Here is a 13,465-nt window from a genome sequence, read left to right on the forward strand (position 1 = left end):
CGTTTACATTCGGATAAGACTAATCAGAAGTCTTAGCAATCAATAAATTATTTGTACCATTTACTTTGTCATAATTTTCTACATTAAAATTATTCTTTTTTAAAAACTGACGGATGTTTTTAAGTTTATTATCATTATTCAATTCTAATGAGGCATTGCATAAAATAACTTGGGTGGCATTTATAAGGTTTTGCCAAAAAGGAGTTTCTAAAAAAGGACTTGGCACTTTGGTATCAATATACAGATCAACAATAATCAAATCGAATTTTTTGGTATTTACTTGCATAAAGAGCTGAGCATCATCGCAAATAACATTAAGTTTTTCATTTGACCTAACACCAAACTCCTCGTCTGCAATTTTAATGATAACGGAATCAATTTCTACCGCAGTAATATGCTTCTGAAATTTAAAATCGTTTCGCAAGGTTTTGATTACACTACCACCGCCCATACCTAAAATCAGGATTTTTTGACAATCTGTAAGGTCAATTTTTTGCAATCCTATTTTTAATATTTTTTGTAAAGAACCGTATGAATAATTAGCATTTTTCGAATTGAGGTGTTTTTTGCCATTATACCAAGTAATTTCCAACTCGCCGTTATATTTAGAAGTAATTTTTTTAGTAACTGGATAAATATAACTGAAGAATTTTTTCATACGGGTAAATTTAAGGTTATTAAAAAGAAAACCAGATGTTTTTAATATCTGGTTTTCTAAAACTCAAAAATTATAGTGGTTTTATCCAAAGTAAATGTTTCCATTTTTCCTTTTCCCTTAGTACTAGGGCAATATTTATAGCAAACAACCCGCCAGTTTTTATAAGTTCGCCAACCTCGTCGGCTTCTAAAAACAAGTGGAAAAGGAAAATGTGCAGCGTTATAGGAAGTAGAAATAAAGCTGCGATAAATCCAGTTCCTTGAATAATTAAAAGTAAACCGAATAGCAATTCACAAATACCCAGCACTTGCCAAAAGTATCCCGTTTGTTTGGACCCGCTTATATACAATATTTTTTGCAACGTATTTTCCTTTTCAGGAGAATTGAACTTATTAGCTTTTTCTACAACTTCAATAGGTGTTGGGATAGGTTTTTGAAATTTTTGAATACCTCCATAAATCATAAAACCACCTAAAAAAAGACGAAAAACAATAAAGATTATGTTGATTGATTTTTTCATCTTAAAAACTGGTTACGCCATTATTAGGTTGATATACATAGTCAAAAGTGTAATAAGGGGTTTCATCTTCAAAAGCGTTTGGCTCAGCTGGAGCGTCTTTGTAATAGCTCAAAATTTCCAGTTTTGCATAATTTCCAGTTCGTGTTTTAACCACCAATATTTTTCCTGGTGTCGGATTAATTAAATGGGTAGGCTCACCTGCATAGGTGTACCAGTCACTTAAAACATAACCACTATCAGAATCTTGTTTTAATTCTGCCGTGTTAACTTCTTTTAAAGAAGCCATTGTGCCATTAGCAATGTATGCCCCGACTTCCTTGGTTCTTGCCGGCTCATCTTGCGTACCCATAGAAGCACCACCGTTTACGATGATAGAAGTACCTCTAAAAGCAATATCCCATTCGGTTTCACTTGTTGTGGTTGTACCTGTTGCAAAATCAAATTTGATAAATGCACCAGAAACAGGCTCACCTCTACCGCCCAGCTGCGGAGCATGTAAATTGGTTACAGATTCAGATTTGACTTCTAGTAATGGCTTTGGGTTATCATCATCACATGAGGTAAATCCTATAAATAATGCGAGTACTGTTAAAAATTTAATTGTGTTCATTTTGATTTATATTTAAGTATTAAAATTGAATATTAAGTTTTGCGTATAGTATTCTTCCAGCTATATTGCTGATGTTTTGAGGGTCGGTAAAATCGAAGACATTGTCCATACCCACACCCAGTTGATAGTTTTTATAGAAGGTTTTATTAACGGCAACATCTATGATGGCGTAGCCATCCACAAAGTAGTCATAGCTGTCTAAATAATCATTGCCGTTGGTATCGAATAGACCATATTTGCTTCGGTAAGTACCTCTAATATTGGTATCTAAATTCCACTCGGGAATAGAATAAAATACTTTTAGATTGGCCATGTGGCGAGATCGGTTATACAACCCAAAGTAATCGTCTTTTTGCAGTTGAAAGGAGGGAGAACTAGCACTTTCTCTTGCAAATACTTCCCCATTTTTAAAAGCTTTTTCAACATCTTTGTCCTTAGCAAACAGCAATTGGTAACCTCCTGAAATTTTCAACTGGTTATCTGGTTTCCAAACGGTATTGAATTCTAAGCCCTGCGTATAAACCTTATTGACATTAAAATAACTGAACACGCTCTGTCCGTTTGTTCTTGTTGCAATAGCTCGAGTATCTATAAGGTCGTTTATATTATTCCTAAAAAAGTTGAGGTCAAGCTTAAGGCTAGTAGTAACATCGTAATCAAACCCTAAGTCTATACTGATGGAATTTTCTGGTTTTAATTCACTATTGAATTCGGTATTGGGAATAATGATATTCGAAATCTCCCCATTGTCTTCCAATGTTTTAATAGCATCTGGTACGGCATTATATCCTAAAATAGTATAACCAACGGAATTGTTGGTAAAATCGAAATACAGTTGTCTAAAATCCGGGGCTTTAAACCCATAACCAACAGAGCCTTTTATGGCCAATTTGTCATTGAGCGTATATCGTAATGCCGCTTTAGGACTAAATTGTGATTTGTATTTATTATGGCTATCAAATCTAGCTCCCAAAATTATATTTAGTTTTTCCGTGGGATTGCCATCGTATTGTAAATAGATGTATGGCGAGTTATAAATTGGCTTTTCAGTAAAATCCGTTCTGTCCAAAGTTTCATGGTTAAAACCGGCACCACCGATAAACGAAGCTTTTTCGTTAGGATTGTAAGTTGCTCTAACTTCAGGGCGAATCAATAATTGTTTGTAATAGGCATCGCTAACCGAAACTGCATTTTCATCATCCAAATTTTCATTGGCGTTGTATTGGGTCGTATAGAACTCAAAATAACTGCTCCATTTTTTACTGTAAGTATGGTTTAATTTTATGTGCGTGTTCCAATCGTCTATCTCGGTCTCACCTTTTAAAAGAGAAGACGCTATATTATCTTGCTTTTGATTGTAATATTTCCCTGAAATAAGCATATCGGTATCCTCCGAAAAATCATAGGTAACTTTTGCATTAACATTATAATTGCGAAAAGGATCTACGGTATTTAAATCGGTATTTTCCGTCAAATCATAACCATCGCTACTGTACCTGTTAAAAAAAGTACTGATGCTCAATTTTTCTTTTTTATAACTAAGTGTAGTACTTAAATCGTGTGTGTTAAAAGACCCTAATCTGTAATTTATATCTCCCTTAAACCCATTTTTAGGAGTTGCTGTAATAATATTGATAACACCGCCCAAGGCTTCACTACCGTATAAACTAGAAGAAGCACCCCTAACTACCTCAATTTGTTTAATATTTCCCACGGTAATTCTGCTAATGTCCAATGTACCCGCTAAACGTCCAACCAGAGGAACACCATCCACTAAAATCAATGTGTATTCAGCATCTAAACCTTGCATTTGAATACCTTCTCCGCCACCAAAGTCGGGTACGGTAATCAACCCCGTTTGTTCATTCAAAATCTCATTTAACCTGACGGAATTAGAACGCTTTATATCTTTTTGTGAAATAATTTGAGCAGGTAAGGGTAAAGATGATAGTTGTCTTATGGTTCTTGTAGCTGTAACAATTACTTCATCTAAATTTTGAACTTTTACAGAATCCTTTGTAACCGCTTTGTTTTCTTGAGAAAAAGCGATGATACTAAAAAAAACAAAAAAATAAACGTAAAAATATTTGTTATTTAGAACCATTCTTAATTAAATTTGCTGCAAATATATAAGTTATTTTTATTTAATCTAAATAAGAATAATTAAATTTTAATTTTTTTAAAGAACAAAAAACAAATCATTAAAAATGAAACAAGTAGCACTTTTATTAGTATCAATTTTAACATTTTCATTCAATGTAAATGCACAAAACAAAAAAGAACAGGATCAAAAAGCCATAAAAGATATGTGCGGCTGTTATGAGGTTAGCTTTAATTTTGCTGAAACTTTTCAGTATTCCGAAGACAGCACTTATGTTCCTTCAAAGGTAAAACATGACAAAGGTCTAGAGTGGGTAGAGCTAGTTGAGGATAGCAACGATAAAATCGTAATGCAACATTTATTATTGGTGGGCAGACCATCAAGCCCTAAAATAATTAAGCATTGGCGTCAAGATTGGTTGTACGAAAACACAGATCTTTATACTTACAACGGCGACAATGAATGGAATTACGTTAGCCTTCCAAAAAATGAAGTAAAAGGGCAATGGACGCAAAAAGTTTTTCAAGTTGATGATAGTCCACGTTACGAAGGCTCAGCAACTTGGGTGCATGTGGATGGAAAAAGTACTTGGGAAAATACTACTGATGCACCATTACCAAGAAGAGAATACACGAAGCGTAATGATTATAATATAACTATCCGTACCAACAAACATGCTATTACGAAAGAGGGCTGGATACACGATCAGGATAATGATAAAGTAATTCGAAAAGAAGGTGAAAAAGATATACTGTTAGCTCAAGAAAAAGGATTGAACACCTATAAGAAAGTTGATGATAGCAAATGCAAAGCAGCAAAAGAGTGGTGGAAAGAGAATTACAAGGCTTGGTCTTTAGTTAGGGCCAAATGGGATGATGTATTTGCCAGAAATAAGAATCTTAAATTGAAAGATAAGGCAGATGGAAAACATTTATATGAACACTTATTTTCTGAAGACTTCTCTAATACTAAAGAAGATATTAATAAAACCATACAATCGTTTGTAGCTGAATAAATTTTTAGCAAGATAAATGCTATTGTAAAAAATATATTTCCGTAATAAGCGTTATAATGCTACAAAATGCTAGAGGCGGAAAATCGCTTTGAGCGAGAAAAAGTGAAAGATCGTCTGAAAAGGCGGTCTTTTTAGTTTTAACAATATAAAATTACTACTTAACTTTGTAACAAAGTTTTTTTGAATCATGGCTACGTCCAATTTTTGGCTTTACTTTATAATGGTAATTGTAATTCTACATTTTGCGGTTGGTTTTGGCTATATAATTTATAAATTATCTCCAAGAAAAAACGATAAAAAGAAAAAGGAAACTTCCGAATCAGAAAATAATTAGTCTTAATTATTTTTTTATTAAATACCTATATTATATATTCCATTGTTATTGTTCATTTATCTAATGAAAATACAATTTCAATTTTAATAAATTAAAGATTCCGTAAAAATTATCATTGCACTTTTGCTTTCGCCAAGGCTTTAGTATTTTTACGAAAATAACTTAAACTATTTTATGTCTGTACAGCCAAGATTACAACGATTTAACCAAAATGTATTGTCTAAATACCAGATTTACAACAGTATTTTTATGACCCTGCCTTTTGATTCAATCACCAAGACAGGAGTATTGCTACCATTATTCCATGAAACCTGTAAAAAGGGCTTTAAAAATGGAGATGACCCAACCACAATAGTTGAAACTTTCTTTAAAAAATATCAAGCAAGGCGAAATCAACAAAGTCAATTTAATTTATTGTTTCGTTTTATTCAATATATTGAAAGACAAGTAGTTTTGTTTGATGCCATTGAAGATGCTGCTTTTCCCGTAGTAAATAATATGGATGGTATCGGTACTATGCGAAGCCTAAAAGAATCAGCTACTTCAGATAATAAGTTGGAGGTATTGAGACAATATTTGGAGGAGTTTAAGGTGCGGATTGTACTAACCGCACATCCAACCCAGTTTTATCCAGGTAGTGTGCTGGGAATTATTACCGATTTAACAAAAGCCATTAGAGAAAATAACCTATTAGAGATTAATCAGTTATTGGCACAACTAGGTAAAACACCTTTTTTTAAAAAGAATAAACCAACACCTTATGATGAAGCAGTGAGTTTAGTTTGGTATTTAGAAAATGTATTTTACTACTCTTTTGGTTCAATTTTCGATTATATCCAGCAGAATATTTTTGATAATAAAGACATTGACAACAACATCATTAATGTTGGTTTTTGGCCTGGAGGTGATAGAGATGGAAACCCTTTTGTTACTCCAGAAATTACATTTAAAGTTGCTAATAAATTAAAACAAGCTATTCTAAAAAATTATTATAGAGATGTTAGACGATTAAAAAGAAAATTAACTTTTAACGGATTAGAAGAACGAGTAGGAAAACTAGAAAGTCAACTGTATAGAAGTTTTATTGATGAAGGTGATGTTCCTGTAATTAGTTTGCAAGATTTTGAAACAGAACTAAAAGCAATTAGAAGTCTGGTCATTAAAGAACATCAATCGCTGTATTTAACGGAAATTAATAGTTTGTTAAATAAAATATGTTTGTTTGGGTATCACTTTGCCATTTTAGATATAAGGCAAGATAGTCGTGTGCACGAAAGCGTTTTTAACAGTCTTGCTGAAGAATTGATAACATCTAAAAACGGTATTTTCCCTGATAACTACTTTGAATTATCAGCAAAAGAGCAGGTAAAACTTCTATCAGAAGTAAAAGGCAAGGTTGACTTATCATTATTAAAAGATGAAGAGTTGTTAAAAACCTTTAAAACTATCAAAACGGTGAAGCAAATTCAACAAAATAATGGAGAAAGAGCTTGCCATAGATATATTATTAGCAATACGCAAAGCACCTTGCATGTCATGCAACTGTTTGCCATGTTAAAGTTGGCCGCTTTTCAAGATGATTTAACCATAGACATAGGCCCTTTATTTGAAACGGTTCCAGATTTAGAAGTTGCTCATATTGTTATGGAGGAATTATACACGAACCCTGCCTATGCAAAACACCTAAAAAAGCGTCAGAACAAACAACTTATTATGCTCGGTTTTTCTGATGGAACTAAAGATGGTGGTTATTTAATGGCAAATTGGGCCATTTTTAAAGCTAAAGAGCGATTGACTGAAGTTTCTAGAAAATATAATGTTGATGTTATTTTCTTTGATGGTAGAGGCGGGCCTCCTGCCAGAGGTGGTGGGAAAACACATCAGTTTTACGCATCCTTAGGGCCAACTATTGAAGCAAAACAAGTGCAATTGACTATACAAGGGCAGACAATAAGCTCAAATTTTGGCACATTGGATTCATCCCAATATAATCTAGAACAATTAATTAGTTCGGGAATTTACAATAAACTAGAAATGAATTCACCAATGACAGATGCAGAACGTGAAGTGATGGAAGGCTTGGCAAACATAAGTTATAAAACCTATTCTGATTTTAAAAACCATCCTATGTTTGTGCCGTATTTAGAACGTATGAGTACCTTAAAATACTATGCAAAAACAAATATTGGTAGTCGGCCAAGTAAAAGGGGTAAATCGGACAGTTTAAAATTTGAAGATTTAAGAGCCATTCCATTTGTAGGGTCCTGGAGTTTGTTAAAACAAAATGTACCAGGATTTTATGGAGTAGGTACAGCCCTTAAACAATATGAAGACAGAGGAGAATTTGATAAAGTAGAAGCACTTTATAAAAACTCAAAGTTCTTTAAAACTCTGGTTGGTAATAGTATGATGTCGTTGTCAAAATCCTTCTTTGATTTGACAAAGTATATGTCAGAAGATGCTGAATTTGGTCCGTTTTGGGATATTATTCACAATGAGTATCAAATTACAAAAACGCTACTGTTGAAGCTGACAGGTTTTAGTACATTAATGGAAAACCACCCAGCCAGTAAGGCCTCTGTTGATATTAGAGAAACCATAGTATTGCCTTTATTAACTATACAACAATATGCTTTGAAGAAGATCCAGCAACTGGAAAAAGAGCAACCAAAAGATGAAGAATTGATAAAAATTTATGAAAAGTTAGTGACCCGTTCTTTATTTGGCAATATTAATGCAAGTAGAAATTCGGCGTAAACTATTGGTGCAGTTTTAATTGAATTCGTTTTCTTACCACATCAACTTCCAATACTTTTACAATGATTTGTTTGTGAAGATTTACATGTTCACTTACATCTTTTACAAAAGTATCAGATAAGTTGGAAACGTGTATTAAACCACTTTCTTTGATGCCAATATCTACAAAACATCCAAAATTGGTAATGTTATTTACAATTCCGGGCAGTAATTGACCAGCTTTTACATCGTTAATCGTTTTTATATTTTGATTGAATGTGAAAACTTTGGCTTTTTCACGAGGATCTAATCCAGGCTTCTCCAGTTCGGAAATAATGTGGGTTAATGTGGGTAAACCTACGGTGTCAGATACATATTGTTGCAAATCTATCTTTTGAAGTAAATCGGAATTTCCAATCAAGTCTTCAACATTCTTTGTTACTTCTTTTGCCATTTTTGTAACAATACCATAACTTTCAGGATGAACTGCTGAATCATCCAAAGGGTTTTTAGCATTTTTAATGCGTAGAAACCCTGCTCCTTGTTCAAAGGCTTTATCCCCTAATCGAGAAACTTTTTTAATTTCGTTTCGTGATTTAAATGCACCATTTTCATCGCGATAAGCGACAATGTTTTCTGCCAATTTTGGACCGATTCCTGAAACATAGCTTAGCAAAGGTTCACTTGCGGTGTTTATGTTTACACCAATGGTATTTACACAACTTTCTACGACGGTATCTAAACTGTTTTTTAGTTTGGTCTGATCCACATCATGTTGGTATTGACCTACACCTATGGATTTCGCATCAATTTTTACCAATTCTGCCAAAGGGTCGGCCAATCTTCTACCAATAGAAACCGCACCACGCACGGTAACATCATAATTCGGAAATTCATCACGGGCAATTTTAGAGGCTGAATAGATAGAAGCACCCGCTTCACTTACCACAAAGACCTGAATGTCTTTGTTGAATCTTATTTTACGAATCAATCGCTCCGTTTCTCTTGAGGCGGTTCCATTTCCTATGGCAATGGCTTCTATCTTATAAGCATCAACCAACGAACTTATCTTTTTAATAGCACCAATGCTGTCGTTTTGGGGAGCATGCGGATAAATGGTTTCGTTGTGCACCAATCCGCCTTGAGCGTTTAAACACACAACTTTACAACCCGTTCTAAAGCCTGGGTCAATGGCTAAAATATTCTTTTCACCTAACGGTGCACCTAATAATAATTGTTTTAGGTTTTTAGCAAAAACCTGTATGGCATTATCATCTGCTTTTTCTTTGGCGATGTTTAGAATTTCATTGGACAAGGTTGGAAAAAGCAAACGCTTATAACTATCTTGAATGGCTAATTGTATTTGTTCTGCAGATTCACCATCAGAACGAACAATTCTGTTTTCAATGTTAGACAATACTTTATCATTGTCAATTTCAATTTTTACACGGATAAAACCTTCTTTTTCAGCTCTTAAAATTGCTAATAAACGATGTGAAGGGCATCGACTCAAACTCTCTGACCAATCAAAATAATCTCTAAATTTTTGAGCTTTTTCATCCTCTTTTTTGGCTGAAATTACTTTGGTCGAAAGCTGGGCGTGACGCTCCAGTTGACGACGGAGGTTGTTCCGTATATCCGTACGTTCGTTGATCCATTCGGCAATGATATGCCGTGCTCCCCTCAAAGCATCTTCAACTGATGACACTTCATTATTTAGGTAGTTGCGGGCGATGGATTCAATATCTGTTGCCCGCTGGCCCATGATGATTTTTGCCAAAGGTTCCAGTCCATTTTTTCTGGCGGTTTCCGCTTTGGTTTTTCGTTTCTTTTTAAAAGGTAAATAGAGGTCTTCTAAAGTAGTTAAGTCCTTGGCGGATTCAATTTTTTGTTTGAGTTCGTCGGTCAAAACCTCTTGTTCTTCTAACGACTTTAGTATGGAAAGTTTACGTTTTTCAAGCGTTTCGAACTGTTCTTTATACTTGACAATTTCGCCTATTTGAACTTCGTCCAAATTGCCCGTGGCTTCTTTTCTGTAACGCGAAATAAACGGGATGGTGCAATCTTGATTTAGTAATTCAATCGTGTTTTTAATGCCTTTTTCAGGAAGATTAATGTGAGATTCTATATACGTTAACATTGAATAGTTTAAGGACGTGCAATATAAAAACTATCTAGCAGAAAAGTGGTTATTCGTAGAAGTTATGCCACTTCTTTGAGCAAATCAAAACAAGGACATTTTTTGCAACGCTTCTGCTCTCCTTTTTTATATTTTTTACAGCAATCATTTTTTACTTTTTCAGGAATCAACCCTAACTTTTGTAATTTTTTAATTGCTTTCTTTTTCTTCTTTTTACCCAAAACGTTAGATGATAAAATAACGGGATAAATTTAGTTATTTTTATTCAATCTAAATAAGAATTGATGCAATTTTTTTTGATAATTAATACTTCATTCAAAATAAGCTACCTCAAACTTAGCCAAAGGTGCCATTTTCGCTTTATTCAACATCAAGGTTTCACCATCCAAAGAATAATTATCAGCTTTACTGAGAACTTCTAAAAATTGTTTTTCGGTTTCCATGTTTGAGCAATACATTTTGGTAGCACCTAGTTGCGAAAAAGTAATTTGATTACCTTCTTTAAGTTCAAAAGTACCGAAGAAGCGATTACAACCCGCATTCCCATAAACCTTGTTTTCTTCATCGGGTCTTAGTATAAGATAAGGTTGATTACCCTTTTTCTTATCGTACGCTACTTTTTTACCATTTAGTTCTACCAATTTCCAATGGCGGTCGGTGAGTTGAATTTGTTGTTTATTAAAAATATAGTTTTGGGCTAAATCACCAGTAATTTTATAGCCATCTTTATCCAATTTCCAAATCCTATTTTCCCCGATAAAATATTGTTGTGATTTATCGTTATTAAGCATTATCACTTGCCCATTACCCGCCCAAGCAAATTTTCCTTCAATTTTAAAAACAGTATCTTTTTTTTCTAAGTGTTTCGATTTTTTAGTAAATGTTAAATCGTCATTAATCTTAAGAATTGTTTTAATACCCTCACAGTCTGAGCAGGGTAAAGTAGCTTGATACGTACCGTTCCAATCCAACGCATTCATACTGTTATGCATATCAACTACTGTTTCATTGGCTTTTTCAGCATTATTGTTATTTTTTTTCTTTGTTTTACAGCTAAATAGAACAATAGCAAGTAAGATTATTAGATGTGTTGATTTCATATTTTTTTTATTAATAATAAATCCCCTTCCCTTTGGGAAGGGCTAGTCCTGATAGCTATCGGGAGGGCTTTCCTAACTAACTTTCCCACCATTCTCAACCTCTCCATCATGCTCGATAAAACTTAACTTTCCATCAGGTGTATCGCACATTAAAATCATACCTTGACTTTCTACACCACGAATGGTTCTTGGAGCTAAATTGGTCAATACCGTAACTTTCTGTCCAATAACTTCCTCGGGGCTAAAACTCTCTGCAATGCCCGAAACTATGGTACGCACATCTATGCCAACATCTACTTTTAATTTTAACAGTTTTTTTGTTTTCGGGACTTTTACAGCTTCTAAAATTGTGCCAATTCTAATGTCTAATTTGGTAAAATCCTCAAAGGCTATCGTATCTTTTTGAGGTTCAACGGCTTTATTTTCTTGTTCATTAGCTTTTTTGGAAGCAGCTAGTTTGTCCAACTGTTTTTGAATTTCAGCATCTTCAACTTTGTTGAATAATAATTCCGCTTTGCCTATTTGGTGACCCGTTGGAAGAAGAACTTCTTTTTTAGAAACATCTTTCCAAAACATCTCTTCGGAGCCTGTGCCGAGCGGAGTCGAGGTGCTCGATGTGACATTCAGTATAGCTTTCAATCTATTGGAAGTAAAAGGCAAAAACGGTTCAGATAGAACGGCCAATCCTGTTGCAATTTGAAGTGCAACAAACATAATCGTTTTTACACGTTCTTCATCTTGTTTGATGACTTTCCAAGGTTCTTCATCCGCCAAATATTTATTACCCAAACGAGCCAAATTCATCAATTCCATTTGAGCTTCACGAAAGCGGTATCTTTCAATTGATTTTGATATGATTTGCGGATATTTTTTTAGCATCATTAGCGTATCCTCATCAACTTCCGAGAATTTTCCTGCCGCTGGTACTTGTCCATCATAATATTTATGGGTTAACACCACAACACGGTTTATAAAATTTCCAAAAATGGCAACCAGTTCATTGTTGTTCCTTGCTTGAAAATCTTTCCAAGTAAAGTCATTATCTTTAGTTTCTGGGGCATTTGCGGTTAATGTATAACGCAATACATCTTGCTTGTCAGGAAACTCTTCTAAATATTCGTGTAACCAAACCGCCCAATTTTTTGAGGTAGAAAGTTTATTTCCTTCTAAGTTTAAAAACTCATTTGCTGGGACATTTTCAGGTAAAATATAAGAACCTTCCGCCTTGAGCATGCTCGGAAAAATAATACAGTGAAACACAATATTATCCTTGCCAATAAAATGTAATAATTTAGTGTCTTTATCTTTCCAATACGGTTGCCAATCCTTGCCTGTTCGTTCTGCCCATTCTTTGGTGGATGAGATATATCCAATAGGGGCATCAAACCAAACATAAAGCACTTTACCTTCGCCACCATCAACTGGTACGGGAATTCCCCAATCCAAATCACGGGTAACCGCTCTGGGTCGCAATCCGTCATCTAACCATGATTTTACTTGCCCTAATACATTAGGTTTCCAGTCCTGGGCATGTCCTTCAACAATCCAGCTTCGTAACCAATCTTGATAGTCGTCCAACGGCAAAAACCAATGTTTGGTTTCCTTTAACGTAGGCGTATTTCCGGTAATTGCCGATTTTGGATTTATCAAATCTGTCGCATTATGGCTTGTTCCACAATTTTCGCATTGGTCTCCATAACTCTCTTCAAATCCACATTTTGGGCATGTACCTATAACAAATCTATCCGCCAAAAAATGGTTGGCATCGGCATCATACAATTGAGCATTGGTTTCCTCTATGAATTTTCCGTCTTTATATAATTTTTTAAAAAATTCAGAAGCCATATCATGATGTACTTTAGCAGAAGTACGTGAATAGTTATCGAATGAAATTCCAAATTCCGCGAATGATTTTTTAATCATCTCATGGTATTTATCAACCACTTTTTGCGGCGTTATGCCTTCTTTTTTTGCTTTTATGGTAATGGGTACACCGTGCTCATCTGATCCACAAATGTAAAGCACATCATGACCTAGCAAACGTTGGTAACGTGCATAAATATCTGCTGGTACATAAACACCCGCCAAATGACCAATATGGACAGGGCCGTTTGTGTAAGGTAATGCTGCGGTAATGGTGTATCTTTTGCGTGTGCTCATTGCTGATTTTTAGTGTCACAAAAATAAGAAAAACGCCTTATAAGACTAGTTATATTTGGCATTTTATCTATTTTTACGAAAATCCTTAGTA

The 13,465-nt window shown here is 34.4% G+C and carries 10 protein-coding genes; 2 read left to right on the forward strand and 8 right to left on the reverse strand.

The window, feature by feature from the left end:
• Nucleotides 1–19: 19 nt before the first annotated feature.
• From U5A88_RS15520 to U5A88_RS15535, 4 genes are all read right to left on the reverse strand, one after another.
• On the reverse strand, nucleotides 20–658 hold the full coding sequence (locus tag U5A88_RS15520) for a spermidine synthase (RefSeq protein ID WP_354207971.1): 639 nt from the start codon (nucleotides 656–658) through the stop codon (nucleotides 20–22).
• Nucleotides 659–728: 70 nt separating this feature from the next.
• The gene (locus U5A88_RS15525) at nucleotides 729–1,178 is read right to left on the reverse strand and encodes a DoxX family membrane protein (protein ID WP_354207972.1); all 450 of its coding nucleotides are present in this window, start codon (nucleotides 1,176–1,178) and stop codon (nucleotides 729–731) included.
• 1 nt (nucleotide 1,179) lies between these two features.
• The gene (locus tag U5A88_RS15530) at nucleotides 1,180–1,788 is read right to left on the reverse strand and encodes an HmuY family protein (RefSeq protein ID WP_354207974.1); all 609 of its coding nucleotides are present in this window, start codon (nucleotides 1,786–1,788) and stop codon (nucleotides 1,180–1,182) included.
• 19 nt (nucleotides 1,789–1,807) lie between these two features.
• Nucleotides 1,808–3,892 (reverse strand): TonB-dependent receptor plug domain-containing protein, encoded by a 2,085-nt coding sequence (locus U5A88_RS15535; RefSeq protein WP_354207976.1) that lies wholly within the window; start codon nucleotides 3,890–3,892, stop codon nucleotides 1,808–1,810.
• Nucleotides 3,893–3,995: 103 nt separating this feature from the next.
• Here U5A88_RS15535 and U5A88_RS15540 point away from each other — a divergent pair, with 103 nt between their 5' ends.
• Nucleotides 3,996–4,904 (forward strand): DUF6607 family protein, encoded by a 909-nt coding sequence (locus tag U5A88_RS15540; RefSeq protein ID WP_354207978.1) that lies wholly within the window; start codon nucleotides 3,996–3,998, stop codon nucleotides 4,902–4,904.
• A gap of 508 nt (nucleotides 4,905–5,412) precedes the next feature.
• Nucleotides 5,413–7,995 carry a phosphoenolpyruvate carboxylase gene (locus U5A88_RS15545; RefSeq protein ID WP_354207980.1) on the forward strand — a complete coding sequence of 861 codons (2,583 nt, stop codon included), beginning with the start codon at nucleotides 5,413–5,415 and terminating at the stop codon, nucleotides 7,993–7,995.
• A 1-nt stretch (nucleotide 7,996) separates the two neighbouring features.
• On the opposite strand, the gene U5A88_RS15550 is transcribed toward U5A88_RS15545, so the two are convergent.
• From U5A88_RS15550 to metG, 4 genes are all read right to left on the reverse strand, one after another.
• Nucleotides 7,997–10,114 (reverse strand): Tex family protein, encoded by a 2,118-nt coding sequence (locus U5A88_RS15550; protein ID WP_354207983.1) that lies wholly within the window; start codon nucleotides 10,112–10,114, stop codon nucleotides 7,997–7,999.
• Nucleotides 10,115–10,176: 62 nt separating this feature from the next.
• A complete protein-coding gene (locus tag U5A88_RS15555; protein ID WP_354207985.1) occupies nucleotides 10,177–10,335 on the reverse strand; it encodes a hypothetical protein in 159 nt (52 codons plus the stop codon).
• Nucleotides 10,336–10,425: 90 nt separating this feature from the next.
• A complete protein-coding gene (locus tag U5A88_RS15560) occupies nucleotides 10,426–11,214 on the reverse strand; it encodes an META domain-containing protein (RefSeq protein WP_354207987.1) in 789 nt (262 codons plus the stop codon).
• A gap of 72 nt (nucleotides 11,215–11,286) precedes the next feature.
• Nucleotides 11,287–13,374, reverse strand: coding sequence for a methionine--tRNA ligase (metG, locus tag U5A88_RS15565; RefSeq protein WP_354207989.1), 2,088 nt, complete (start codon nucleotides 13,372–13,374; stop codon nucleotides 11,287–11,289).
• Nucleotides 13,375–13,465: the final 91 nt, after the last annotated feature.

This window comes from Aureibaculum sp. 2308TA14-22 (assembly GCF_040538665.1).
In the GTDB taxonomy this organism is placed as follows: Bacteria; Bacteroidota; Bacteroidia; order Flavobacteriales; family Flavobacteriaceae; genus Aureibaculum.

What these genes read in the sequence shown, in the direction of transcription:
- metG (WP_354207989.1), bottom strand. Translation starts at nt 13,374, where the DNA reads ATGAGCACACGCAAAAGATACACCATTACCGCAGCATTACCTTACACA.
- U5A88_RS15530 (WP_354207974.1), bottom strand. Translation starts at nt 1,788, where the DNA reads ATGAACACAATTAAATTTTTAACAGTACTCGCATTATTTATAGGATTT.
- U5A88_RS15540 (WP_354207978.1), top strand. Translation starts at nt 3,996, where the DNA reads ATGAAACAAGTAGCACTTTTATTAGTATCAATTTTAACATTTTCATTC.
- U5A88_RS15560 (WP_354207987.1), bottom strand. Translation starts at nt 11,214, where the DNA reads ATGAAATCAACACATCTAATAATCTTACTTGCTATTGTTCTATTTAGC.
- U5A88_RS15525 (WP_354207972.1), bottom strand. Translation starts at nt 1,178, where the DNA reads ATGAAAAAATCAATCAACATAATCTTTATTGTTTTTCGTCTTTTTTTA.
- U5A88_RS15550 (WP_354207983.1), bottom strand. Translation starts at nt 10,114, where the DNA reads ATGTTAACGTATATAGAATCTCACATTAATCTTCCTGAAAAAGGCATT.
- U5A88_RS15535 (WP_354207976.1), bottom strand. Translation starts at nt 3,892, where the DNA reads ATGGTTCTAAATAACAAATATTTTTACGTTTATTTTTTTGTTTTTTTT.
- U5A88_RS15545 (WP_354207980.1), top strand. Translation starts at nt 5,413, where the DNA reads ATGTCTGTACAGCCAAGATTACAACGATTTAACCAAAATGTATTGTCT.
- U5A88_RS15520 (WP_354207971.1), bottom strand. Translation starts at nt 658, where the DNA reads ATGAAAAAATTCTTCAGTTATATTTATCCAGTTACTAAAAAAATTACT.